This window comes from Maricaulis sp. D1M11, from assembly GCF_047308265.1.
Taxonomy (GTDB): Bacteria; Pseudomonadota; Alphaproteobacteria; order Caulobacterales; family Maricaulaceae; genus Maricaulis.
On sequence record NZ_JBKQWY010000003.1, the window covers coordinates 229,935 to 253,450 of the forward strand.

The window sequence follows — 23,516 nt, forward strand, 5'->3', positions numbered from 1 at the left end:
TGGCCCGTCAGCCTGTCCTAGCTGTCTTTGACGGGGCTGGCGAGAAATTCCGTACCCTTGGGCATAAAGCGCAGCGATCGCGGAAAACCGCGCGGCGCCATCTTGCCCGCCTGGGCGCGCTTGGCCTGCCACAAATGCCAGTCGTCCGGCGCATAGCGACGGCCTGCACCATCAATCCAGACTAGGCCATCCTTGGCGTCAAACGTTGTCGCATCGGACAGGCGTGCGCCCTTGCCGCCCAGCAGTCGCACACCCTTGCCACGGGTCATGACCGGGATTTCGTCAGCCGCAAAGACCAGCAATTTCTTGTTTTCGCCGATCAGTGCACAACTATCGCCGGCGGCGGGGATACACAGGAGCGCCTCGTCACCATCGACCAGGTTGAGCACCTGTTTTCCGCCCTTCTTCATCGCGATACAGGTTTTTTCCTCAACCCGGAAACCCGTGCCCTGCCCCGACGCCACCAGGATCATCCGGTTTGGATCATGCTTGAACAGCGCGATCACCCCCGTATCCTCGGGCAGATCGATATGCAGGCGGACCGGCTCACCATGGCCCCGCCCGCCAGGCAGTTTCGAGGCGTCGAGCGTGTAGAACTTGCCGTCCGTGGCAAACATCAACAGCTTGTCGGTGGTTTCACACTTCACCGCAAAACCATGACCATCGCCGTCCTTGTATTTCAGGGCGGAGATATCGTTGTTATGGCCCTTCAGCGCCCGCACCCAGCCCTTTTCCGAAAGGACGGCGGTAATGGGTTCGCGTACCACAAACGCTTCCACATTATCGGGCACATGAGTGGGTGCATCGCCAAACACGCTGCGACGACGACCGATCTCGGTCTCGGGGCCGTAGAGTGCCGCAACCTCGGCAATCTCGCCATCCACCTTTTTCCACTGCGTCTCGGGCGAGTTGATGAGGGTTTTCAGCGTGTCGCGCTCGCCCTTGAGGCGTTCATCCTCCTGGCGAATTTCCAGCTCTTCCAGTTTGCGCAGAGACCGCAACCGCATATTGAGAATGGCTTCGGCCTGGCGCTCACTCAGGGAGAAGGTCTCCATGAGCTTGTCCTTGGGCTTGTCCTCAAAGCGAATAATGCGAATGACCTCGTCCAGGTCCGCATACACAATGAGATAGCCTGCCAGGACCTCAAGACGATCCTCCACCTTGGCCAGCCGGGTCTGCGCCCGGCGCACCACCACATCCCGGCGGTGCTCCAGCCAGATCTCAAGCGTCTCCTTGAGGGACATCACCCGCGGCGTGCCGGCCGGGTCGAGAACATTGAGGTTCAGCGAGATACGGTTTTCCAGATCGGTCAGCTTGTAGACCGACTCCATCAACAGATCCGGATCAACCAGCTTGCTCTTGGGTTCGAGTACAAGGCGGATTTCCTCGGTACTCTCGTCGAGCACATCATCCAGCAGAGGCAGTTTCTTGGCATCCATCAGCTGGGCGATGCGTTCTACCAGTTTGGATTTTTGCACCAGGTACGGGATCTCGGTGATGACCACGCGCCACATGCCGCGCCCGATCTCTTCCTTGTGCCATTTCGCCCGGACACGGAACCCGCCACGACCGGTTTCATAGGCTTCACGAATGGCTGCAGCCGGTTCGATAATCGTGCCGCCCGTGGGAAAATCCGGCCCCTTCACATGCTCTAGCAGAACATCGGTATCGGCCTCAGGATTGTCGATCAAAGCCCGTGCGGCGGCACAGACCTCGGCGACATTATGCGGCGGAATGGAGGTCGCCATGCCCACGGCAATCCCTGTTGCCCCGTTTGCGAGCAGATTCGGGAAGGCGCCCGGCAGGACCAGGGGTTCACGTTCGGACCCGTCATAGGTGTCCTCGAAATCCACTGTTCCGTTTTCGATATCGGCCAGCAACAGTTCGGCCGCTTTGGTCAGGCGCGCTTCGGTGTACCGCATGGCCGCAGCGCTATCGCCGTCGATATTGCCGAAATTACCCTGACCTTCCACCAGCGGATATCGCGAGGCGAAATCCTGGGCCAGACGCACCAGAGCGTCATAGACGGCCTGATCGCCATGCGGGTGATATTTACCGATGACATCACCCACCACACGCGCGGACTTCTTGAAGGCCGAATCCGGGTTCAGCTTCAGCTCGCGCATGGCAAACAGCAAGCGACGGTGAACCGGTTTCAACCCGTCGCGGGCATCGGGCAAGGCTCGCTGGGTAATCGTTGACAGGGCATAGGCGAGATAGCGTTTCGACAGGGCCTCGTCGAAGGCCTCCTCGATGATATGACCGCCATCCGGATCGAACTTATCGCCCATGCTTCACCTCGTGATTCGGACCTTGGAGTATAGGCGATTTGCCCGTTCCGAAAGGCGTGAGGCGCAGAGCCACGCGGCTTAGCGTGAATCACGCGTGGACAAGTCCTCCACCTCGGCCCGCACCCAGTCCATGGCGGCGTCATGACCGGTTCGCCAATGCTCGACAGTGACCGGAACAGGGTGATCGGGTTGAAGTGCGTCATCCACAGGTTCAGCGAAACAGAAATGGCGCTTGGAATAAGTGATCAACAAACCGGAATTGGGCAGGTTGAACTGGCCCATATCCTGATAGCCACACGGTGTGGCCCCTGTGGGTTCTCCCACCCGACGGGCATGCAGAATGTCGGAAAATTGCGCCGCATTGCTCATCGCCGCCGAAAACGTCACCGGCCCGGTCAGGACAAACACGCCCGATTGCCAGTCGACCTGGTCAAGCAGGTTGAGCTGATGCGCCAGCCGCAAACCGGTGTAGAAATCACCGCCATAGTTGTCGCGTAGATCAATGACCAAATATCGTCCGCCCTCGCGTCTCATGACAGACACCACCTCGCGCGCGAACTGGTCCATCTCGGCCGCGGGAGGATAACGGTCAAACCGGATATATCCCAACTGATGGTCGGCCTCATAGACAAAGCCCAGACCGGGTGCGACGGCCTCCAGCATGCTGTCCTCAAGGGGGTCGCGATACGTCAGCCGATGAGTCAGAGCATCGGAGTACGCGTCACGCGGGCCGGCCCGGAAGGTCAGGGTATGGGTCTGTCCGCTCTGTGCGACCTGCAGGCGCAACGTGTCCGGCGTATCTGACACACCAAGCGCGTGAAGAAATGGTGCAACCGGCAAATAGGCCGCAACACGAACCGCATCCGATCCTGCGTTTTCTGTGAAGGGCACGACGGGAAAGACGCGCGCGAGCACCTCGTCAATCGGCCGATCATTGATCGAAAGGATTTCACCGCCCAGCATGTCGGCATGGTCATCGCCCAGACCGGTCAGGATTGCCCGCCCCTGGACAATTTCCACATCCAGCGGGAAACGGTCATACGCGCGCTCCCAGAGCGGAATAGCCGTGTGCCCATCTCCGATCCGGTGGTGTACCTCCATTAGTCGTGTAACCAATTCGGCCTCGGTGAGCCGGGGCAGATCCCGACGCAAGGCCTGTAGATCTGTTTCAAACTCGCGCTGCGACCGGGTGTGAAACAGATCAATATGCCGGGCCTCCAGTGTCTGGGCGTAGACCTCCAGATCCTCTTCCCACAGGGCCACATCGCCGGGCGGCAGCGCATGGAGCGAGGAGGTCAGGGTCAGGACAGACAGGACAGACAGGACAGACAAGACAGGCAGGACGAATTTCATGGCACTCACACAGGCGGGTTGGCAAGCGGGGATCCTAGCCGGTGCTCCTCACCCTGTCTGTATCCGCGCGACCCGACAGCACGGGGATCCTCATTGAGGCAATCCCCGTCTTGCCGATCACTCAGTCAGCATTCGCCAGGCTTCAGCCCTTGAAGATCGAGTTTCCGCCATCAACCAGAAAACCGGTCCCCGTCACAAAGCTGGACGCTGGTGAGGCCAGGAACAGGGCCGCCCGGGCGATCTCCTCCGCGCTCGCCATGCGACCCAACGCATGCATGCCCGCAATCCTTTGATGGCTCACCGGATCGGTGCCCGCCATCTCGGTCCGTGTGCCGCCCGGCATCAGCGCATTGACCCGCACGCCGTCGGCCCCCAGCTCTGCGGCCAGACATTGAGTGAGCCCGACAAGCGCCGACTTGCTGGCGCCATAGGCCGCCATGCCCGGCAGCCCCATGGTGTGGCCCACAAAACTGGAGGTGAAGATCAGCGATCCTGCCGCTGCGTGTTTCAGGGCCGGGATCTGGGCTCGGGCCCCGTAGAAGGCCGCATCCAGATTGGTCTGCATGAGCATCCGCCAGGCCTGGTCACTCATAACGTCCAGTGGACCCAGCTCTCCCAATGTCCCCGCATTGTTGAACGCCACATCCAGACCGCCAAATCTGGACTGCGCCAGGGCCACCAGTTCATCGGCATGATCGGGCTCGGTCACATCTCCTGAAAGGGCCACGGCCTCGCCACCATCGGAGATGATCTCGTCGACAAGCGCATCCAGACGGGCTCGCCTCCGGGCGCTCAAAACCAGCCGTGCGCCTTCGCGAGCAAACAATCGCGCGGATGCCTCGCCAATACCACTGCTCGCACCGGTGATCAGTACGGTTTTCTGTTCCAGTTCCATGAAGTCCTCCAACACATGTGTGTCAGAGGTGTCAGGCACGACCGGCTCTCGCCACCCGATTATTGCGGGCGAAAACGGGCTACCTCAGCCGCGCCCGTCCTTCTCCAGCTCGGCGATCAGGCGCTGACGAGCTTCGGGCAAGGGCCGGTCCACCGGCCACAACACCCGGCGCTCCAGGAAATATCCTGTCAGAGCCAGACCTGTCAGGATATCCCCCGCCTCGATCACACCCTGTCCGGTCATGAAGGGTGGCAGGGCCAGGAGTTTTGCCGCATAGGGTTCCGCTTCTTCCCGACACACAGCCCGGCCGGTCCGTGGACTGACATGGGTCAGCTCGTCGAGCTGTCCCGTCACCGCGCACTGGCTGACATCGAGCCCGTAACCCAGATCGGACAAAAGCCCGGCCTCCCAGCGCACATAGAGGGCGGGCCAGATATCCCGGTCCGCCAGGGCGTGGAGAAACACCCGGAACCCCTCATAGACGGCGGGGTGTGCTTCACGTTCCGGCAAGGCGTTCAGCGCCAGAGCACATGCGGCATTCAGCCCGGCCAGGGCCAGACGATCTTCCATGATCAGACCTGCGTGGAGCTGATCCGGTTCGAGCGCAAACTGACCCAGATGATCGGCCAGACGCGCACGCCAGGTCAGGCTCACCTCATTACCCGGCTGCAGGACCGGGCGCAGATTGCGGGATCGCCCGCCACGTACCAATCCGGCATGCCGACCCTGTTCAGGCGTCAATACGTCGACAATCGCACTGGTTTCACCGTGCGGGCGAACGTTGAGGATAATGCCGCGATCAGACCATTCCATCCCACCCTGCTAGGCTGTTTCGCGACACAAGCGAAGCCTTGAGGACAGGTCTGGACTATATTTAGCAATTATGCTAATTAGCAAAAATGCTCAGTAACATCTACAAGGCTCTGGCTCACCCTGTTCGACGCGATATCCTGGCCATTCTGCGCTCGGGACCGCGCCTTTCAGGCGATCTGGCCGACCGGTTCGAAATGAGCTGGCCCAGCCTGTCGCGACACCTGGCAGTGCTCAAGGATGCAGATCTCATCACCGCTGAGCGTCAGGGCACCAAGATCCTGTATCGCGTGAAAACCAGCGTGGTCGAAGACGCCGCGGCCGCCCTTTTGGCTCTGGCTGGCACCCGACCCGCGCAAGACGAGACGGACGGGTCCGAGAACGCCCTGTCTGACATCCCGCCCAACCCGGAGAGTGAAGAATGAAAGCCTATGTGCGTACGGGCCTGATCTGGTCGGCCCTGATGATCAGCGTCATGAGTGCCGTCTGTCTGTGGGCGATGCAGGCCCTGCCCGCCGACGGCCCCTTCCCCCTTCATTGGGGCCCCTCGGGCCAGCCCGACCGGTTTGGCAACCGCAGCGAGGCCCTGTTTTTATTATGGCTACAGCCCGCGATCGCGGTGGGATTGACCTTGATTCTGGCCGTGATGCCCTCGATCGATCCGAAGAAGAGAAATGTCGACGAAAGCCGCACGGCCTATCTGGCGGTTTGGCTGGGCGTGATGGGATTGCTCACCGCCCTGACGACCGGCATCGCCCTGCTTTACATCCGCGGCGATACGGCAGGGGCCGGCACAGATCAAACCGTGCGCTGGATTCTTGTTGGTGTCGGCTTGCTCATGCTGGTGATGGGCAATTTCCTGCCCAAGACCCGGCGCAGTTTCTCGTTTGGCATCCGCACACCCTGGACCCTGAGCGATGATACGGTCTGGGAGCGCACACACAGGCTGGGCGGACCGCTCTTCATGCTGGCTGGCGTGATCGGCATTGTCTGCGCCGTCGTGCTGGACGGGATCTGGATCACGCTGGGTGCCACCGGACCCGCCATTCTCTCGGTACTAATCCTGACGGTCTATTCCTATTTCGCCTGGCGTGATGTTCAGCACACATCAGAGCGCTAGGCGTCGAAGTCCAGACCCACATTGGTGTAGTGGCTCCGACGGTTCATCCATTTCGGGTCCACTTTCACATTCAGGAACAAGTGGACCTTGCAGCCCATGACCTCTTCCAGCTCAAGCCGGGAGGCCTCGCCAATGGCTTTCAGGGCTGAGCCCCCCTTGCCGATGACAATGGGTTTCTGGCTGTCACGCTCGATGATGATGGTTTGCGATACCCGAATGGATCCGTCACGCAGACGTTTCCATTCCTCGGTTTCGACCATGGAGGCGTAGGGCAATTCCTCATGCAGGCGCAGATAGACTTTCTCGCGCGTGATTTCGGCGGCCAGGATGCGCGATGGCAGATCCGCGACCTGATCCTCGGGATAATGCCACACGCCCGTCGGCATGCGCTCGGCGAGATCGGACTTGAGCTGATCCGTGCCATAACCGCGTTTGGCCGAGATCATGAACACGTCCGAATAACAGCCCAGCTCGAACAGCTCCTGGGAGAGTTTGAGCAGGTAATCGCGTGAAATCAGATCGATCTTGTTGAGCGCCAGGATGGCCTGCTTGCCCGCCGTCTTGAGCCCTTCGATCACGCGCTCATCATCCTCGACCATGCGCCGGTCGCCGCTCTTGGCCTCGCCCTGTTCCAGACGCACACGCGCGCCCGCATCGATGACGTGGACAATAGCATCGGCATCATCCGCACCATTCCAGGCCGCATTGACCATCGCCTTGTCGAGACGCGAACGAGGGGCAAACACGCCGGGTGTATCGACCAGAACGATCTGGGTCGGACCGGCAATCGCCACGCCGCGCACAGCGAAGCGGGTCGTCTGCACCTTGTGGGTCACGATGGTGACCTTCTCGCCCACCAGGGCATTGGTGAGTGTAGATTTACCGGCATTGGGTGAGCCGATCACGGCGACAAAGCCGCAACGCATCGGCCCGTCCGCCGTGTGTTCGTTTTCGTGTTCTAAGTCAGACATTCACGCCCTCCCGGGCCAAGCATTTCTCGGCGGCATCGCGTTCGGCCGCCTGTTTCGATCCGCCCTCACCGTCACACGGAGCGAGAGGGTCCACATGGACCTGCACCTTGAAGACGGGGCGATGGTCCGGCCCGCTGCGGCCGGTTAACTCATAGCGCGGCTGGGCAAAACCCTTCTTCGCCGCCCATTCCTGCAACTGGGATTTGGGCTCCCGGGGCTTGGACTTCAAAGCCTCGATCCGGGCCGACCAATGGGTATCATAAAAGCGCTGCGCGGCCTGGCGCCCGCCATCCAGATAAAGCGCTGCGATCAGCGCCTCACACGCATCTCCCAGAATGGAGGTCTTGTCACGCCCGCCCCCGCGCTGTTCGGCTGGCGCCATTTTCAAGGCTTCGCCCAGACCGATCGCCCGGGCCACATCAGCACAGGTTTCCTTGCGCACCAGGGCATTGAGACGCGGCGCAAGCGCACCTTCATCGGCATTGTCGAAGAGTTTGAACAAGGCTTCAGCCGTCATCAGACCCAGTACACGATCGCCCAGAAACTCCAGACGTTCATACGAGCTGGCCCCTTTGCGACCATGCCCGTGACTGGCATGGGTCAACGCCCGGTCGAGAAGACCGCGATCCTTGAACTCATACCCCAGCCGGGTTTCAAGCGCCTTGACCTGATCGGGTTCACGCATGGGGCGTGCCCTCCGGAACCGCTTCGAGCACCACAAAGGCCTGGGCCCAGGGGTGGTCGTCCGTGATGGTGATGTGGATGCGAAACGTCATGCCGTCCGGGGTCAGGGCCTCAGCCCGTTCCAGCGCCCGTCCCTTCAGTTCCAGGGTGGGTTTACCGCTTGGCAGATTGACCACGCCGATCTCTTTCCAGGAGACGCCGCGCGCAATCCCGGTGCCCAGCGCCTTGGCCCCGGCCTCCTTGGCGGCAAAACGTTTGGCATAACTGGCCGCACGCTCGCGGCGGCGATCCGATTTCGCCTGTTCGATTTCAGTGAAACAGCGCTGCACGAACCGATCACCAAACCGGTCGAGAGAACCCTGGATCCGCTCGATATTGCAGAGATCTGAGCCGAGACCGATGATCATGTCACGACCGCGCGTCGGCGATCAGACCGCACATTGTAGAGACAGCCTCGCGCAAACCGCGGAAAATGGCCTCCCCCATCAGGAAATGACCGATATTCAGCTCGACCAGTTCCGGGATCGCGGCGACCGGTGTCACCGTGTCATAGGTCAGGCCATGACCGGCATGCACTTCCAGCCCGCGATCATGCGCAATTGTGGACGCCAGGCTCAAACGCTCCAGCAGGTGTTGTGCCTCGTCTACATCCCCGCGCAACGCGGCCTCGCAGTACGCGCCGGTATGCAGTTCGACGACGGCCGCGCCCATGGCTTCGGCGACCGCGATCTGGACCGGGTCCGGCTCGATGAACAAGGAGACACGGATACCGGCGTCGGAAAGCTGACGCACATAGGGGGCGATATGATTGTGACCGGCCGCCACATCCAGACCGCCTTCCGTGGTGCGTTCCTCGCGTTTTTCCGGCACGAGACAGCAGGCATGCGGACGATGGCGCAGGGCGATATCCAGCATTTCCGGCGTCGTGGCCATTTCCAGATTGAGCGGCAGATCAATCTCTTCCATCAAACGGTCGATATCGCCATCGGTGATGTGACGGCGATCTTCACGCAGATGCGCAGTAATGCCATCGGCACCAGCCTCTGATGCCTGGCGCGCTGCGCGAACAGGGTCGGGATGCTCCCCGCCCCGCGCATTCCGGATCGTGGCAACATGGTCGATATTGACGCCAAGGCGAACGGGCGGCAGGGCCATCAGACGAGCCCCCGACTGCCGGGCTTGATCGCGGGAATGGCTTCCAGCTCGGGTGGCAATTGATCCGCCGGATAGGCCGGCACCTTATATTGGGTTAGCGCAATGAGCGGCACACCGACATCCGCCTCTCCCGCCGACCGGTCCACCAGACAACCCTCGGCGATCACTGTCGCACCCGTCGCATTGATGGCCGCGATGCATTCACGCGAACTCAGACCTGTGGAAACGATATCCTCAATCACCAGAACCTTGTCATCCTTGGACAATTCAAACCCGCGGCGCAGGGTGAACTCGCCGTTCTCGCGCTCGACATAGAGGGCTTTGAGACCCATATGGCGGGCCGTCTCATAGCCCGGGATCAGCCCGCCCACAGCCGGTGAGACGATCACGGTCGGGGTCTCGGTGAGTTCGGCCTTGAGCTTGTCGGCCAGGGCCCGGCACAATTTCTCGGTACGGGCCGGTTCAGCAAAGACCTTGGCCTTTTGCAGGAAAACCGGGCTACGCAGACCCGAGGACAGGATGAAATGTCCCTCCAGCAAGGCGCCTGCGGCACGAAACTCGGCCAGAACTTCAGCTTGGTTCATCTCACATCATCCTCTGTGGCATCGGCCCCGAAACGCTCTGCCGATACGACGGAATCGCACATGCGAATGGCCGCGAGCAGATTGGCGAGGTGCCGGGCATCGAACACTTCGATATCAAATTCCATGTCAAAGAAATCGGCGGTCCGCGACAGCGTTTTCACCTGCGCAATATTGCCGCGATTCTCCCCGACGGTTCGGGCGATATCCGCCAGAGCGCCGGTATTATTGTGCATGATCGCCTTGATCCGCGCGATCGATACGGCATTGGCCTCGGCCTCGGGTGTCCAGGCCAGATCTACCCAGCGATCCCCGGATATCTCCTCGAACTGAGCGAGGCGTTCGCAGAATATGGTGTGCACTTCCACCCCGCGATCGGGCTGCAAAAGTCCGACAATCCGGTCCCCGGGCAAGGGTGAACAACATTCTGCAAAGTGCAAAGTAATGCCCTCGGTCAATCCGCGACCACGCACATAGAGCCGGGCTTTTTCGTCCTCGATCAGGGCCCGGTCCGTCACATCTTCGCGGTCATCCAGGCGACCCGGGAACACCGCATCCAGCAGGTCGTTAGAGGTGACGCGCCCGCGCCCCATGCTTTCATAAAGTTCTTCCACCGTGCCGAATTCCATCCGGCTGAGCGCCTCTTCCAGATCCTCCTCGATCAGGGTGCGCCCCTCGCGGCGGAAGGCATGGTCGGCCATGATGCGGCCGATGCGCAGGAATTCCTCCCGCTCGCTCTCGCGCACAAGGCGCCGGATCGCCGCCCGCGCCCGCCCGGTGATTGTGAGGTTTTCCCAGCCCTTGGGCGGTTTGCGAGTGCCGCCCTTGATGATCTGGACCACATCCCCATTGCGCAGAGGCGTGCGCAGCGGTCGTTCGCGACCGTTCACCTTGGCGCCTTCGGTATGATGGCCCAGCTCGGTATGCACGGCATAGGCAAAATCGAGCGGGGTTGCACCGGTCGGCAGGGCAATCAGATCACCCTTGGGTGTAAAGGCATAGACCTGGTCGGCGAACATTTCGAGCTTGGCGTGCTCGAGAAACTCGTCCGGATCGCCGCCCTGGTTGAGGATCTCCACAAACGGGCGCAGGCGCTCCAGCGGATCGCCCCCGGCCTCAGCCGCGGCTTCCTCGTCATAGGAATAGGACTTGTCCTTGTACCGCCAGTGAGCCGCCACACCACTCTCGGCCACCGCTTCCATGCCCTCGGTGCGAATCTGCAACTCCACCCGGACCGAATTGGGACCGATCACCGTGGTATGCAGCGAGCGGTAGTTATTGGGCTTGGGCACGGAGATGAAATCGCGAAAACGCTCCGGCACACAGCGCCAGGACTGGTGGATCACGCCCAGCGCCGTGTAACACTCATCCGGCTCGGTCACGATCAGTCGGAAGGCATAGATATCCGCGATCTCCTCGAAGGTCAGACCCTTGCGTTCGAGCTTGCGCCAGATCGAATAGGGCCGTTTCTCACGACCAAAAATCCGCGAGTCGATGCCCGACGCATTGAGCCGCTCGACGATCGCCTCGGAGACGTTCGACACTTCTTCCGCATGGGTCTGGCGCAGATCATGAAGACGGCGCGTAATGCTCTCATAAGCCGCCGGATTAATGTGTTTGAACGCCAGGTCTTCCAGCTCGACACACACCCGGTTGATCCCGATGCGGCGGGCCAGCGGGGCGTAGATCTCAAGCGTCTCGCGGGCAATGCGTTCGCGCTTTTCAGCACGGGGGATATGGCCCAGCGTGCGCATATTGTGCAGTCGGTCACAGAGTTTGACGATCAATACACGCACATCAGACGAAATCGCGACGACGAGTTTCTGGAGGTTTTCCGCCTGTTTGGTCCGCTTGGAGCGCAGCTCCATCTGACCGAGCTTGGTGACGCCATTGACGAGCGTGGAGACCTCGTCGCTGAACTCGCGCGTCAGATCCTCAAACGTCGCTTCGGTATCCTCGACCGTGTCGTGCAGCAAACCCGTGCAGACGGTCGCGACATCCATCTTGAGATCCGCAAGGATCATCGCCACTGCTGCCACATGGGCAAAATACGGCTCACCGGACTGGCGCTTTTGCGGCCGGTGCATCAATTCGGCAAAATCATAGGCCCGACGCACAAAATCGCCATCGACCGCAGGAAAATAGCGGTCGATCCGGGCGATCAGCTCATCCGCAGAGGGGATGGGTGCAGGTGGTTCGGTATCAGGCGCGGAGGTCACGTGCGGACCCCGCCTGATCAGATACGACCGTCGGGTGCGCCGTCACGGTCAGCCTGGAGCGCCTTGAGCATTTCGCTCTCGTCCAGTTCGACCGGCGGGGCCGGCAGGGCTTCCATCGGCTCGGCCTCAACCGGGGTCTCGGCAGCAGCACGCTCCTGCTCCTCGTCCTCGCTCGGCAGAACACGCTGCAGGCCCGTGACCAGGCTGTCTTTCAGCATGTCCATGTCGAGGGTCTCATCGGCGATCTCACGCAGAGCCACAACCGGGTTCTTGTCGTTGTCGCGATCAATGGTCAGGCTCGAGCCAGCGGAAATATTCCGGGCCCGGTGCGCCGCCAGCAGAACAAGACGGAAGCGGTTGGGGATTTTATCGATGCAGTCTTCGACGGTGACGCGAGCCATGCGCGCGATCTCCTTGGATCCAGCTGAATTAGGAAACGCGTTCGATAGCGATATTATACCATCTTGGCAAGGCCGCGTGACGGTTCAAACACTCACGCTTTGCAGCTGTTCCAGCCCGTTCCGGCTGGCCGGCTCAAGATCATCGATCAAGGCATTGATATCGCGGCCCGTCACAGGGTCGATCCAAAACGGTGCGATCTCAATAAGCGGATAGAGTACAAACCCACGCTGGGTCGCCCGGGGATGCGGCAGGTGCAGATCCGTCTCATCCGTCGCGGCCCTCACCTCGCCGCGATAATCAATCAGGTCCAGATCCAGCGTCCGCGACCCCCACCGCACATCGCGCTGGCGGTCAAAGGCCAGTTCGACCTGGTGCAGACACGCCATGACGGTTGGTGCGTCGAGCTCGCTCGCCACTTCCACCACTGCATTGACATAGGGCGGATCAGCAGGATCAGGCCAGGCCGGGCTGGACCAGTCCGAAGACCGCGCCACAACCTGCATGCCGCTCGTTTCAATGACCCGCAAGGCGCGCGCCAGCGTGTCGCGAGGCGCACAGTCCTGCCATGGTAAATTTGAACCAAGCGCGATATAGATTCCCCCAGATGAAGTCTTACTTCCGCGCATATTTTGAGGATATCCCGTCATGACATTTTACGCTGATGAACGCATTGGTCTGTTTATTGATGGTGCCAACCTGCACTCGACAAGCCGCTCACTGGATTTTGATATCGACTTCAAGCGGCTTCTTGCAGAGTTCAAGAAACGCGGCCGACTTATCCGCGCAAACTATTACACCGCGCTGCTGGAGCAGGAAGACTACAACCCGCTGAGGCCGCTGGTCGACTGGCTGGATTATAACGGGTTTTCCGTCATCACCAAGCGTGCCAAGGAATTCACCGGCGAGGATGGACGCCGCCGGATCAAGGGCGACATGGATGTGGAAATGGCCGTCGATCTGGTCGAATGCGCCGATTATCTCGACCACATCATCCTGTTCTCCGGCGATGGAGATTTCCGGCGCGCCGTCGAGGCCGCCCAGCGCAAGGGCACGCGTGTCACCGTCATCTCTTCGGTCAAGTCCACCCCGCCCATGATCGCCGACGACCTGCGCCGTCAGGCCGATGATTTCATCGATGTGGTGGACCTGGCTGACCTGATCGGCCGCGCGAACTGATGCCCAGCCCACGTCCCCTGCCCGTCGCGGACACGCCCGAAGCACCGCTCGACTGTGACCTTTGCCCGCGACTTGTGGATTACCGTAAATCCAATCAGGCCGATCACCCGGACTGGTTCAATGCGCCCGTGCCGTCCTTTGGCCCGGAGACCGCGCGTTTCCTGATCATCGGACTGGCCCCGGGCGTGAGAGGTGCCAATCGAACCGGCCGACCCTTTACCGGTGACTGGGCCGGAGACCTGCTTTACGCCACCCTGGACCATTTCGGTTTGTCGCGTGGCACGTATGACAGCCATGCCGGCGACGGTCTGACCCTGCCTGACACCATGATCACCAATGCCGTGCGCTGTGTGCCGCCTGAAAACAAGCCTGTCGGAGCGGAAGCCAATGCGTGCCGCCCCTTCCTGTCACGCCGGCTCGCCGCACTTCCAAAGCTGAAAGCCGTTTTATGCCTGGGCAAGATTTCGCATGACAACACGCTGCGCGCACTCGGACTGCCCTTGAAAACAGCTGTTTTCGCTCACGGAGCCGCTACCGATGTCAGCGGGCCAAACGGCGTGGTGCGTCTGTTCGACAGCTATCATTGCTCGCGATACAACACGAATACCGGCCGCCTGACCGAAAGCATGTTCCACGATGTGTTTCGGGATATCTGCGCCTATCTCGACAGTGCAGACACGTCTCACGACAGAACAGCCCCTTCGGGCGCCGCGTCACCTTCCTAGCAGGACCGACGCCCGCAGAACGGGCCGGCTTCGGGAATCAGTTTGTGACGAATCGCGACGGCGACGCCTTACAGCGACGGGTCGCAGCGACGGGTCGCAAACGTGTCACGCCGCCTGATTTTCGGTCGAAAACGAGGCGATCCGGCATCGAAGCGTGCGATTGGGTGCCGGCACGCGACATTTTTTCGGTCTTCGCCCTGTCCCTCGCGTTCATTTCCATTAATAATATATGAGCCGAAACCCAACAGACTCACCCGAGCCTCAACACGCGATGTCGACTTTGCCAGCAAAACGCCGATCGATACGCCGCCGTGTCTCCTTTGTCATTTTTCCTGACGTCAAACTGCTTGATTTGACAGGCGCGCTCCAGGTCTTCGCAGATGCGAACGAGGTGTTGGGTTTCGAAGCCTACAGCACGGTGATCGGCTCGCTTTACGGCGGCCCTGTGGATACTGATACTGGTGTCGCCCTGAATTCACGTCGCATGGCCGGTATCGGCGCGGATGAAAACGACACCCTCCTGGTCTGTGGCGGGCGCGGTGTCTTTGCAGCCGCAGAGAATGCGCGATTTGTCGAGGTGATCCGCCAGAACGCCGCCAAGAGCGGCCGTATTGCATCAACCTGCACCGGTGCCTTCCTGCTCGCCCGGACCGGCATGCTGGACGGGCATCGCGTTGTCACGCACTGGGCGGAATGCGATGCCCTGGCGGACAAACATCCCGAAATCCAGGTGGATCCGGACCCGGTCTATATCGAGGACGGCAAGGTGTGGACCTCCGGCGGCGGCACGGCCTGCATCGATCTCGCCCTCGCCATGGTCGAACAGGATCACGGTCCGGACACCGCCAAGGCGCTGGCCCGCAACCTGCTCGTGTTCATGAACCGCCAGGGCGGCCAGGCCCAGTTTTCAACTCTGCAGACACCGGCGTCCTTGCCCGAACCGGACATGCCGCGCCCGCGGCCCGGCCGGTTTGATGCGCTTCACCTGTGGATGCGAGATAATCTGACTGCGGATATGCGGGTCGAGGCGCTCGCGGCACGGTGCGGTATGAGCCCGCGCAATTTTGCCCGCCTGTATGCCCAGGAGACCGGTCAGACACCGGCCCGGATGGTGGATATATTCCGCCTGGAAGCCGCCAAGGCCCGGCTGGAGGATACGACCGACACCATTCGGTCGATTTCCGACGATTGTGGTTATGGCAATCTGGAACGCCTGCGGCGCAGCTTCCTGCGCCATTTCGGTGTCTCGCCCCAGGCCTATCGCGACCGGTTCGCGACCAGCCAGCGCGCGGAGCCGCACGCGGACGATGTCGCCTCGCTCACGGACTAGCCGTGATCTTTCATCAGGCGCGCCTTCTGCTTGTTCCAGTCGCGCTGCTTGATCGTCTCGCGCTTATCCACGGTCTTCTTGCCGCGCGCCAGGCCGATTTTAAGCTTGGCCAGACCCCGTCCGTTGAAATAGAGGCTGAGCGCGACAATCGTCCGTCCGTCACGTGTCACTGAACCGGTCAGCTTGGCCACTTCACGCTTTTTGAGCAGGAGTTTGCGGCGGCGCCGCGGTGAGTGATTGAACCGATTGGCCGGACCATAGAGCGGGATATCCGCATTGATCAGCCAAATCTCGTCATCCTCGGCACTGACATAGGATTCCGCGATATTCGCGCGACCTTCGCGCAGCGATTTGACCTCCGAGCCCTGCAGCACAAGACCGGCATCAAACGTCTCTTCGATTTCGTAATCGAACCGGGCTCGCCGATTGACGGCCACCGTTCCGGTTTCAAGTGTTTCTGCCATGGATGTCAGACCTCCGCCGTCTCCAGAAGACCGGCAATCACCAGGGCCTCGCGCACCCGGCGGCAGGCCGCCTCATCAGGCCGCGTGAGCGGCAGACGCAGCGCGTCCGACATGCCTTCCAGCAGGCTAAGCGCGTATTTTGCCGGTCCCGGGCTGGCGGACACAAACATCGCCTCATGCAGCGGCAGGAGCCGATCCTGCAGCGCACGCGCCTCCTCCCAACGTCCCTCCAGCGTTGCCGTCTGGATCTGGGCACACAGGGCCGGAGCGACATTGGCGGTCACGGAAATCACGCCCACACCTCCGGTGGCATTAAACCCGACCATGCTGGGATCATCACCGGACAGCTGGATGAAATCCGGACCGATCAGGCGGCGATGGGCTGACACCCGCGCCATGTCCGCCGAGGCGTCCTTGATGCCAACCACTTGTTCGAGCTCGGCAATACGGGCCACCGTATCGGGATCGATATCGATCACCGTGCGGCCCGGCACGTTATAGACATAGATGGGCAGGTCCACGGCGTCGGAAATCGCCTTGAAATGCTGGTAGAGCCCCTCCGGATTGGGCTTGTTATAATACGGCGCGACCACCAGCCCGGCATCGGCTCCGACCTCGGCGGCGCGGGCCTGGTTCTGGATGGCGACAGCCGTGGAATTTGACCCGGTTCCGGCCATGACGGGCACACGTCCGGCGGCGGTTTTGACCACCAGTTCCACGACGCGCATGTGTTCCTCAAAGGTGAGCGTGGCCGATTCACCGGTTGTTCCGCAGGGAATAAGACCATGCGAACCCGCATCAATCTGGCGCTCGGCCAGCTTGATCACCGCATCCTCATCGACGGCACCGTTCTTGAATGGCGTGACGAGTGCGGGAAGGGAGCCCTTGAACATGTTTAAATCCTGCTATTTTCCACTGCAAAGGGCGCGGACCTTATCCATCTGTCACGCCGGGATCAAACTCTTCGTTCAAGACTGGACAGTGGCCGGCATTTGCGGTGAAGTTGTGTGCCTTACCGGAACAGAGGTGTAACTGGATCGATGATCAATCGAGGACTGCTCCTGATTGCTCTGTCCGCCTGTCTGGCGGCGCCCGTTTTTTCCGTCGCGGAGGCGCAGCCCGTGCCCCGTCAGCGACCGGAACCTGTCAACCATTCCAGATATCTGAGCGATGCGGACTTTGTCCTTTTTCGCTCCGGTCTCGATGCGGCGGATGACGAGAACTGGGTCGAGGTCCGGCGTATCCGCGACCAGCTCAGCGACAGTGCCGCACGCGACCTCCTGTTGTGGCGCATGGCCCTGAATGATCCGCGCACCACGTTTTTCGAACTCAACATGGCGCTCGACACGCTGGACAACTGGCCGCGCGACAGTTTTATCCGCTCGGAGGCCGAATCCAAGATCGCTACGTCCGGCCTGTCCGCCGCCTTCATCCAGGACTGGTTTGAAGAGCATCCGCCGGTGAGCGGGATGGGCATGATCGCCCAGGCCGAAGCCCAGCTGGAACTGGGTCTGGACGCGGAAGCCACCGAGCTCATCCGGACAGCCTGGCAAAGCCGCCGCTTTGCATCGGAGCATCAGCGCGATGTGTTCCGCGCGCACGGCGATCGTCTGCGCCCGCAGGATCACGCCGCCCGGACGGATTATCTGATCTGGACCAATCAGCGCACGCTGGCTCGCCGCATGGTGGGATTGCTGAGCGGATCGGACCGCGCGCTCGCCGATGCGCGTCTGCGCCTGGCCGGTCGCCAGAGCGGTGTTGATGCCGCCGTCAACCGGGTCCCGGCCTCGCTGCAGAATGATCCGGGCCTGGTCTTTGAACGCGCCCGCTGGCGTCGCCGCTCGGGATTGCGCGATGACGCCCTGCCCCTGTTGCTGCAATTACCGGACGCACACGGCAATACCACAGCGCTGGAGCGCATGTGGACCGAGCGCAAACTCTCCATCCTCACCTTGATCCGCGATCAGGATTATCAAACGGCTTATGACCTCGCTGCGGCGCACGGCATGTCTCGTGGTGCTGATTTTGCGGATGCCGAATTTGTGTCAGGCTGGCTGGCCCTGGTGCATCTCGATCAGCCGGGCATTGCACTTGGACATTTCACCCATCTGCGCGAAAACGTGACCTCTCCGGTCTCCACCTCGCGGGCCTGGTACTGGATGGCACGCGCCGCCGATGCGATGGGCAATGCGGATCAAGCGGCGCAGTATTACGAAGCGGCGGGTGAACACTCGACCGCCTATTACGGTCAGCTCGCCCTGACCGCCCTGCACGGCGATGAAGCTGTGATGGATCTGGGCGTGGATCCTGTGCCAACCGAAGAGGCCCGCCTGCATTTCGAGACTCGTCCCCAGGTGCGCGCCATGCATTTGCTGGCGGAACAGGGCGAGGATTACTATTTCCGCCTCTTCATCTACCGCATGGACGACACGATTGATAATCCGCAGGAAGCCGTGCTGCTCGCGGAACTGGCCAATGATTATCTCTATACGCGCCAGTCGGTGCGGGCGGCCAAGGCGGCGCGTCAGAACGGGATGATCCTGCCGGAAAGCGCCTATCCGACCATCAGCCTGCCCGATTCCGAATTCATCGCTCCGGAAGATGCGCTGGTTCATTCCGTGATCCGTCAGGAAACCGAGTTTTCCCAGCGGGCTGTCTCGGGGGCCGGCGCACGCGGCATGATGCAATTGATGCCCGCCACCGCCCGCCAGACCGCGCGATCACTGGGTGAACCCTATCGGTTCAACTGGCTGACCGATGATCTGGACTATAATCTGACCCTGGGCATGGCCCATCTGGGTGAAGTCGTCGAAGATTATGACGGCTCCTATGTCGTTGCCCTGGCAGCCTATAATGCCGGTGGTCATCGTGCCCGCCAGTGGATCGAGGCCTATGGGGATCCCCGCGATCCGGATGTGGATCCGATCGACTGGGTCGAGAGCATCCCCTTCTCGGAAACCCGTAATTATGTGATGCGCGTGATGGAAAATCTTCAGGTCTACCGGTCGCGTCTCAATGCGGATGAGAGCACGCCCCTGTTGATCGAGGATGATCTGGATCGCGGATCAACACCCCAGGCGGTGTTCCAGATCCATCCCGGTGCCCAGGGGCGCTAGCACCTGCGTTCAGGCCGAGGCAAACGGCACGACCTTGCATAATCTTCATACTTTACTCGGTGACAAGTCGGGGAAGTCTTCCTAGATTAGGGCAACGCTTGGGGGCGTGAACATCATGACCGACCGTATGGGGTTCGGTCATATTTTTGTTGAGGGAACCCAGTTCATGGGACGTATGAATGTCACGCTGAGCGCTGCGCTTGCCAGCGCCAGCCTGGTGGGATTTTGCGCAACGGCGCAGGCCCAGGCTACACCGCAAACCGAGTCTACACCGCAAACCCAGGCCTATCGGGTCAATTCCGACGATGCCCGCCGGTTTGTCGAGGTCTTCAACGCCACACACGGCGCACCGACCGAAGAGGATCTGCAAGCGGGATATCTGGATGGTGCAGGCCGCGGGGTCGAAATCTTCACGCCCAATCGCATTGTCAGCGCGAAGAACCTGGCCGGCCGGATCGCCGACAATCCTGATGCCTATCAACGCGCCATTGATGTCTGCCTGCCGATTGCAGAAGACAGCAATGAGGAACTCAACCAGATCTATAGCCGCCTTGCGACCCTGTTGCCGGGCCAGGCCCTGCCGGACATCCATGTCGTATTTGGCGGTGGCAATTCCGGCGGCACGGCGGGTCCGGGTGCCCAGGTCCTGGGGCTGGAGGTGATCTGCGCCGTCAATACTACCGAAGAGGAAATCCGCGCCTCGTTCCGCATGTTTTTCGCCCATGAAACCGTGCACACCATGCAGGACTTCTCGACCATTGACTGGTCCCGCGATCCCCTGCTGGCGGGCGTGATCATGGAAGGCCTTGCCGATTATGTGGCCTGGCGTGCAACCGACGCAGCGCCCTCTGCGGAGCGTGATAGCTGGGCCCGCGAACGCGAAGCCTGGTTGTGGCAGGAATTCCAGCAGGATCGTGAGATTGTACAAGCGGCAGTCGCCAACGGGTCCGACCTCAATAATCGCTCCCCCGAGATGCAGGCGGCCATATTGCGCTGGCTGCAAAACTATCAGAACGCCCCGGAGGGCTGGCCGCATGAGGCGGGCTATTGGGTCGGTCGACAGATCGTCACGGCCTATGTGGAACAGCACGGCAATGAGGTCGAGGCCCTGGCCGAACTGATGAATTTCAACGACCCCTACGCCGTCCTCGAGGCCAGCGGTTACAATCCCGTCGACGCGGTCGAATAACGCCGCTGCACCCGATTTCGATCATCCCTTGGGCATGGCCCTCACCCGATACCCGGACAGTTTGATGTCCGGATAATCAAAATCCTCGACAGGGGGCGCAATGGCGCCCCCTATTGGGATCGCTCCTAGTTCCGACCGTGACAGCCGGGCTGATGCGGGATCAGGCGAGGTCCAGCGCCCGGGCAAAGATCTCACGATCCACATTGCCGCCCGTGACCAGGACACAGCTGGTGCGGCCTTTTGCATCGAGTTCACCGGAAAGCAATCCGGCCAGAGCCGCAGCCCCGCCCGGTTCCACCACCAGTTTGAAATGACGCCAGGCAAAGGCCATCGCCTCCAATACCTGCTCATCGCTCACAGCCACCCCGCCGCTCAGCTGTTTCTGATTGAGCTGCCAGGTCATGGAACCGGGTTCAGGCGTCAGGATGGCATCACAGATCGATCCGGACAGCCGGCTATTGCGCTGACGTGTGCCGGATTCGAGAGAGCGTCGGTGATCATCAAAGCCTTCAGGCTCGGCAGAAAAAATACGCGCCTCGGGCTGCAAGGCCTTGAAGGCCAGGCCCACACCGGCAATGAGACCGCCGCCCCCTGCACAGCACACCACAAGGTCAGCACGTACGCCCTGCTCGGCCAATTGCTCACAGGCCTCCAGACCCGCCGTGCCCTGCCCGGCCATGATATACGGGTCCTCATAAGGCGGAACCAGTATCCGGCCTTCCCGCTCGGCGATCTCGGCACCGATGGCTTCGCGATTCTCCCGCGCCCGGTCATAGGCAATGACCTCGCCGCCGTAAAACCTCACCCCGTCGACCTTGGACGCAGGCGCATCTGCCGGCATCAGGATCTTGGCCGAGGTTCCGACCCGTTTCGCGGCAGCGGCCACACCCTGGGCATGATTGCCCGAGGAATAGGCCATGATGCCGCGTGATTTTTCGTCCTGTGTCAGGCGGGAAATCCGGTTATAGGCCCCGCGAAACTTGAAGGACCCGGTGCGTTGCAGGTTTTCAGCCTTGATAAAAACCCGGCCACCCACGGCCTCATCCAGGCGGTCATGACGCAAGAGCGGCGTGCGCACGGCCTCGGCCTGGATCTGTCGTGCGGCGTCTTGAACGTCCTCAAACGTCGGGATTGAAGTGGAAACTGCGAGCATTCGAACCATAACTCCACACTGGAAGACACCGGGAGTTGAGCGATAATCCCTTTGACCAGATGGATCAAAGGGATTGCGCTGTGAGCCGGATGGCTTTTTCATGGAGAGAGCGAAGAGCGGGACAACCCGCCGCGTCAGAAGATAAAGGGGAGATACATGACCTTGCGCGCCCATATGATGGATTGTCCGTTGATGATTTCGGACATTCTCGTCCACGCCGCCAAATGCCATGGCGAACAGGAAGTCGTGACCCGGCTTCCCGAAACCGGCGAGATTCATCGCCAGACCTATGCCACCACCCATGAGCGGTCCTGTCAGCTCGCGAATGCGATGATCAAGGATCTGAAGATCAAGGAAGGCGACCGGGTCGCCACGATTGCGTGGAACACGCATCGTCACCTGGAACTCTATTATGCCATCTCCGGCATGGGCGCTGTGGTTCACACCGTCAATCCGCGCCTTGATCCGCGCCAGCTGATCTGGATGCTCGACCATGCCCAGGCCAAGGCGGTGTTTTACGACAAGACGTTCGCCCCGCTGATCGACGGAATCGCCGCTCACGCCAAATCGGTGAAGAACTGGATCATGCTGACGGACGAGACCCATCTCGACGCGGCCAAGACCAAATCGCGCGATTATGAAAGCCTCATCGCCAAGCAGGACACACGGTATGACTGGCCGGTGTTTGACGAATATACGGCGGCGGGCCTGTGTTACACGTCTGGCACTACAGGTGATCCCAAAGGCGTGCTCTACTCCCATCGCTCCAGCGTGCTCCACGCCATGGCCTGCTCCGCCTCGGACGTGATCGGTGTGGGCGCGCGGGGCAATCTGATGCCTGTCGTACCGATGTTCCACGTCAATGCCTGGGGCATTCCCTACGCCGCCTTGATGAACGGGGCGAAACTGGTCATGCCGGGCGCACAGCTTGATGGACCCTCCATCCATGCGATGATTGAAAGCGAGACAGTCAATTACGTCGCCGGTGTGCCCACGGTCTGGCTCGGCCTGCTGCAGTATCTGGAGCAAAGCGGCAATCGCATCGACACGATTGAACGCGTGCTGATCGGCGGCTCTGCCCTGCCCGAAGCCCTCCTGCGCGCCTATGAGGACAAGTATGATGTGATCATGCAGCAAGGCTGGGGCATGACGGAAATGAGCCCGCTGGGCACTGTCAATGCCGCCCTGCCCAAGCATGATGCGCTGGACCGTGAGGAAGAGGTCAAGATCAAGCTGAAACAGGGCCGTCTGGTCTTTGGTGTCGGCATGCGCATCGTTGATGATGAAGGCCAGGAATTGCCCTGGGACGGCCAGTCCTCCGGCCATGTCCACGTCCGTGGACCGTGGATTGCATCGGCCTATTACCGCGGGGCCGGCGCGGACAGTTTCACCGATGATGGCTGGTTCAAGACGGGCGACGTCGCTCATCTCGACGGGGATGGCTATATGACCATCACGGACCGCTCCAAGGACGTCATCAAATCCGGTGGCGAATGGATCTCCTCCATCGATCTGGAAAACGCGGCCATGGGGCACCCTGATGTCGCTATGGCAGCTGCGGTGGGCATGCCTCATCCCAAATGGCAGGAACGCCCGCTGCTCATCGTCCAGCTCAAGGAGGGCGCGGAGCCCGATCCGCAATCCATCCTAGACTATCTCAAGAATGAAGTGGCCAAGTGGTGGCTGCCGGATGCCATCGAATTCATCGATGAAATGCCGATTGGTGCGACCGGCAAAATCCTCAAGACCAAGCTGCGCGAGATCTATGCGGGGTATGAATTCCCCAATGTCGACGCCTGATCTGGCCTTTTAAAGCACCAGGACACCCCGGCCCATCGTGGCCGGGGTTTTCGTTTGGCTCAAAACTGCGCCAGCTTTCGAC

Annotated in this window: 23 protein-coding genes; 8 read left to right on the forward strand and 15 right to left on the reverse strand. The window is 60.9% G+C overall.

What is annotated here, in order from left to right:
• Positions 1–17: 17 nt before the first annotated feature.
• The 4 genes from parC to recO all read right to left on the reverse strand — a co-directional run bounded on the left by parC (position 18) and on the right by recO (position 5,352).
• Positions 18–2,291 (reverse strand): DNA topoisomerase IV subunit A, encoded by a 2,274-nt coding sequence (parC, locus tag RMQ97_RS07470; protein ID WP_413660230.1) that lies wholly within the window; start codon positions 2,289–2,291, stop codon positions 18–20.
• A gap of 78 nt (positions 2,292–2,369) precedes the next feature.
• Positions 2,370–3,644, reverse strand: coding sequence for a hypothetical protein (locus tag RMQ97_RS07475; RefSeq protein WP_413660231.1), 1,275 nt, complete (start codon positions 3,642–3,644; stop codon positions 2,370–2,372).
• A 142-nt stretch (positions 3,645–3,786) separates the two neighbouring features.
• A complete protein-coding gene (locus RMQ97_RS07480; RefSeq protein ID WP_413660232.1) occupies positions 3,787–4,539 on the reverse strand; it encodes an SDR family oxidoreductase in 753 nt (250 codons plus the stop codon).
• Positions 4,540–4,623: 84 nt separating this feature from the next.
• Positions 4,624–5,352 carry a DNA repair protein RecO gene (gene recO / locus RMQ97_RS07485; RefSeq protein ID WP_413660233.1) on the reverse strand — a complete coding sequence of 243 codons (729 nt, stop codon included), beginning with the start codon at positions 5,350–5,352 and terminating at the stop codon, positions 4,624–4,626.
• 86 nt (positions 5,353–5,438) lie between these two features.
• On the opposite strand from recO, the gene RMQ97_RS07490 reads away from it, so the two are divergent.
• Both RMQ97_RS07490 and RMQ97_RS07495 read left to right on the forward strand, forming a co-directional pair.
• Complete coding sequence (locus RMQ97_RS07490; protein WP_413660234.1) at positions 5,439–5,774, forward strand: metalloregulator ArsR/SmtB family transcription factor; 336 nt, start codon at positions 5,439–5,441, stop codon at positions 5,772–5,774.
• Positions 5,771–6,469, forward strand: coding sequence for an SdpI family protein (locus RMQ97_RS07495; RefSeq protein ID WP_413660235.1), 699 nt, complete (start codon positions 5,771–5,773; stop codon positions 6,467–6,469). Before RMQ97_RS07490 ends, RMQ97_RS07495 begins: the two co-directional genes overlap by 4 nt.
• Here RMQ97_RS07495 and era read toward each other — a convergent pair.
• The 8 genes from era to folK form a co-directional block, all read right to left on the reverse strand.
• On the reverse strand, positions 6,466–7,440 hold the full coding sequence (gene era / locus RMQ97_RS07500; protein ID WP_413660236.1) for a GTPase Era: 975 nt from the start codon (positions 7,438–7,440) through the stop codon (positions 6,466–6,468). The two genes, RMQ97_RS07495 and era, sit on opposite strands and share 4 nt — an antisense overlap.
• The gene (rnc, locus tag RMQ97_RS07505; RefSeq protein ID WP_413660237.1) at positions 7,433–8,125 is read right to left on the reverse strand and encodes a ribonuclease III; all 693 of its coding nucleotides are present in this window, start codon (positions 8,123–8,125) and stop codon (positions 7,433–7,435) included. Before rnc ends, era begins: the two co-directional genes overlap by 8 nt.
• Positions 8,118–8,531: a holo-ACP synthase gene (gene acpS, locus RMQ97_RS07510; RefSeq protein WP_413660238.1), complete on the reverse strand. Its 414-nt coding sequence runs from the start codon at positions 8,529–8,531 to the stop codon at positions 8,118–8,120. The genes rnc and acpS overlap by 8 nt, the downstream gene beginning before the upstream one ends.
• Position 8,532: 1 nt before the next feature.
• Positions 8,533–9,279, reverse strand: coding sequence for a pyridoxine 5'-phosphate synthase (locus tag RMQ97_RS07515; protein ID WP_413660239.1), 747 nt, complete (start codon positions 9,277–9,279; stop codon positions 8,533–8,535).
• A complete protein-coding gene (gene pyrE / locus RMQ97_RS07520; RefSeq protein WP_413660240.1) occupies positions 9,279–9,863 on the reverse strand; it encodes an orotate phosphoribosyltransferase in 585 nt (194 codons plus the stop codon). The genes RMQ97_RS07515 and pyrE overlap by 1 nt, the downstream gene beginning before the upstream one ends.
• Positions 9,860–12,079, reverse strand: coding sequence for a RelA/SpoT family protein (locus RMQ97_RS07525; RefSeq protein ID WP_413660241.1), 2,220 nt, complete (start codon positions 12,077–12,079; stop codon positions 9,860–9,862). The genes pyrE and RMQ97_RS07525 overlap by 4 nt, the downstream gene beginning before the upstream one ends.
• Before the next feature lie 17 nt (positions 12,080–12,096).
• On the reverse strand, positions 12,097–12,480 hold the full coding sequence (gene rpoZ / locus RMQ97_RS07530; protein ID WP_413660242.1) for a DNA-directed RNA polymerase subunit omega: 384 nt from the start codon (positions 12,478–12,480) through the stop codon (positions 12,097–12,099).
• A gap of 84 nt (positions 12,481–12,564) precedes the next feature.
• Entirely contained in the window at positions 12,565–13,107 is a 543-nt protein-coding gene (gene folK, locus RMQ97_RS07535) for a 2-amino-4-hydroxy-6-hydroxymethyldihydropteridine diphosphokinase (RefSeq protein WP_413660243.1), read from the reverse strand.
• A gap of 19 nt (positions 13,108–13,126) precedes the next feature.
• Here folK and RMQ97_RS07540 point away from each other — a divergent pair, with 19 nt between their 5' ends.
• The 3 genes from RMQ97_RS07540 (at position 13,127) to RMQ97_RS07550 (ending at position 15,712) form a co-directional block, all read left to right on the forward strand.
• Positions 13,127–13,657: an NYN domain-containing protein gene (locus RMQ97_RS07540; RefSeq protein WP_413660244.1), complete on the forward strand. Its 531-nt coding sequence runs from the start codon at positions 13,127–13,129 to the stop codon at positions 13,655–13,657.
• Positions 13,657–14,382: a uracil-DNA glycosylase gene (locus RMQ97_RS07545; protein ID WP_413660245.1), complete on the forward strand. Its 726-nt coding sequence runs from the start codon at positions 13,657–13,659 to the stop codon at positions 14,380–14,382. The genes RMQ97_RS07540 and RMQ97_RS07545 overlap by 1 nt, the downstream gene beginning before the upstream one ends.
• Positions 14,383–14,653: 271 nt before the next feature.
• The gene (locus RMQ97_RS07550; RefSeq protein ID WP_413660246.1) at positions 14,654–15,712 is read left to right on the forward strand and encodes a GlxA family transcriptional regulator; all 1,059 of its coding nucleotides are present in this window, start codon (positions 14,654–14,656) and stop codon (positions 15,710–15,712) included.
• Here RMQ97_RS07550 and smpB read toward each other — a convergent pair.
• A complete protein-coding gene (gene smpB / locus RMQ97_RS07555) occupies positions 15,709–16,176 on the reverse strand; it encodes an SsrA-binding protein SmpB (RefSeq protein WP_413660247.1) in 468 nt (155 codons plus the stop codon). The two genes, RMQ97_RS07550 and smpB, sit on opposite strands and share 4 nt — an antisense overlap.
• Before the next feature lie 5 nt (positions 16,177–16,181).
• Complete coding sequence (gene dapA, locus RMQ97_RS07560; protein WP_413660248.1) at positions 16,182–17,069, reverse strand: 4-hydroxy-tetrahydrodipicolinate synthase; 888 nt, start codon at positions 17,067–17,069, stop codon at positions 16,182–16,184.
• A gap of 147 nt (positions 17,070–17,216) precedes the next feature.
• Between dapA and RMQ97_RS07565 the strand changes: the two genes are divergently transcribed.
• Both RMQ97_RS07565 and RMQ97_RS07570 read left to right on the forward strand, forming a co-directional pair.
• The gene (locus tag RMQ97_RS07565) at positions 17,217–19,292 is read left to right on the forward strand and encodes a transglycosylase SLT domain-containing protein (RefSeq protein WP_413660249.1); all 2,076 of its coding nucleotides are present in this window, start codon (positions 17,217–17,219) and stop codon (positions 19,290–19,292) included.
• Positions 19,293–19,407: 115 nt separating this feature from the next.
• The gene (locus RMQ97_RS07570; protein ID WP_413660250.1) at positions 19,408–20,481 is read left to right on the forward strand and encodes a DUF2268 domain-containing putative Zn-dependent protease; all 1,074 of its coding nucleotides are present in this window, start codon (positions 19,408–19,410) and stop codon (positions 20,479–20,481) included.
• A gap of 160 nt (positions 20,482–20,641) precedes the next feature.
• Here RMQ97_RS07570 and RMQ97_RS07575 read toward each other — a convergent pair whose 3' ends face one another.
• On the reverse strand, positions 20,642–21,634 hold the full coding sequence (locus RMQ97_RS07575) for a threonine/serine dehydratase (RefSeq protein WP_413660251.1): 993 nt from the start codon (positions 21,632–21,634) through the stop codon (positions 20,642–20,644).
• Between the two features lie 156 nt (positions 21,635–21,790).
• Here RMQ97_RS07575 and RMQ97_RS07580 point away from each other — a divergent pair, with 156 nt between their 5' ends.
• Complete coding sequence (locus RMQ97_RS07580; protein WP_413660252.1) at positions 21,791–23,434, forward strand: long-chain-fatty-acid--CoA ligase; 1,644 nt, start codon at positions 21,791–21,793, stop codon at positions 23,432–23,434.
• Positions 23,435–23,516 lie beyond the last annotated feature (82 nt).

What these genes read in the sequence shown, in the direction of transcription:
- rpoZ (WP_413660242.1), bottom strand. Translation starts at nt 12,480, where the DNA reads ATGGCTCGCGTCACCGTCGAAGACTGCATCGATAAAATCCCCAACCGC.
- parC (WP_413660230.1), bottom strand. Translation starts at nt 2,291, where the DNA reads ATGGGCGATAAGTTCGATCCGGATGGCGGTCATATCATCGAGGAGGCC.
- pyrE (WP_413660240.1), bottom strand. Translation starts at nt 9,863, where the DNA reads ATGAACCAAGCTGAAGTTCTGGCCGAGTTTCGTGCCGCAGGCGCCTTG.
- dapA (WP_413660248.1), bottom strand. Translation starts at nt 17,069, where the DNA reads ATGTTCAAGGGCTCCCTTCCCGCACTCGTCACGCCATTCAAGAACGGT.
- recO (WP_413660233.1), bottom strand. Translation starts at nt 5,352, where the DNA reads ATGGAATGGTCTGATCGCGGCATTATCCTCAACGTTCGCCCGCACGGT.
- RMQ97_RS07545 (WP_413660245.1), top strand. Translation starts at nt 13,657, where the DNA reads ATGCCCAGCCCACGTCCCCTGCCCGTCGCGGACACGCCCGAAGCACCG.
- era (WP_413660236.1), bottom strand. Translation starts at nt 7,440, where the DNA reads ATGTCTGACTTAGAACACGAAAACGAACACACGGCGGACGGGCCGATG.
- acpS (WP_413660238.1), bottom strand. Translation starts at nt 8,531, where the DNA reads ATGATCATCGGTCTCGGCTCAGATCTCTGCAATATCGAGCGGATCCAG.
- RMQ97_RS07540 (WP_413660244.1), top strand. Translation starts at nt 13,127, where the DNA reads ATGACATTTTACGCTGATGAACGCATTGGTCTGTTTATTGATGGTGCC.
- smpB (WP_413660247.1), bottom strand. Translation starts at nt 16,176, where the DNA reads ATGGCAGAAACACTTGAAACCGGAACGGTGGCCGTCAATCGGCGAGCC.
- RMQ97_RS07495 (WP_413660235.1), top strand. Translation starts at nt 5,771, where the DNA reads ATGAAAGCCTATGTGCGTACGGGCCTGATCTGGTCGGCCCTGATGATC.
- RMQ97_RS07515 (WP_413660239.1), bottom strand. Translation starts at nt 9,279, where the DNA reads ATGGCCCTGCCGCCCGTTCGCCTTGGCGTCAATATCGACCATGTTGCC.
- RMQ97_RS07550 (WP_413660246.1), top strand. Translation starts at nt 14,654, where the DNA reads ATGTCGACTTTGCCAGCAAAACGCCGATCGATACGCCGCCGTGTCTCC.
- RMQ97_RS07575 (WP_413660251.1), bottom strand. Translation starts at nt 21,634, where the DNA reads ATGCTCGCAGTTTCCACTTCAATCCCGACGTTTGAGGACGTTCAAGAC.
- RMQ97_RS07565 (WP_413660249.1), top strand. Translation starts at nt 17,217, where the DNA reads ATGATCAATCGAGGACTGCTCCTGATTGCTCTGTCCGCCTGTCTGGCG.
- RMQ97_RS07490 (WP_413660234.1), top strand. Translation starts at nt 5,439, where the DNA reads ATGCTCAGTAACATCTACAAGGCTCTGGCTCACCCTGTTCGACGCGAT.
- RMQ97_RS07475 (WP_413660231.1), bottom strand. Translation starts at nt 3,644, where the DNA reads ATGAAATTCGTCCTGCCTGTCTTGTCTGTCCTGTCTGTCCTGTCTGTC.
- folK (WP_413660243.1), bottom strand. Translation starts at nt 13,107, where the DNA reads ATGCGCGGAAGTAAGACTTCATCTGGGGGAATCTATATCGCGCTTGGT.
- RMQ97_RS07570 (WP_413660250.1), top strand. Translation starts at nt 19,408, where the DNA reads ATGACCGACCGTATGGGGTTCGGTCATATTTTTGTTGAGGGAACCCAG.
- RMQ97_RS07580 (WP_413660252.1), top strand. Translation starts at nt 21,791, where the DNA reads ATGACCTTGCGCGCCCATATGATGGATTGTCCGTTGATGATTTCGGAC.
- RMQ97_RS07480 (WP_413660232.1), bottom strand. Translation starts at nt 4,539, where the DNA reads ATGGAACTGGAACAGAAAACCGTACTGATCACCGGTGCGAGCAGTGGT.
- rnc (WP_413660237.1), bottom strand. Translation starts at nt 8,125, where the DNA reads ATGCGTGAACCCGATCAGGTCAAGGCGCTTGAAACCCGGCTGGGGTAT.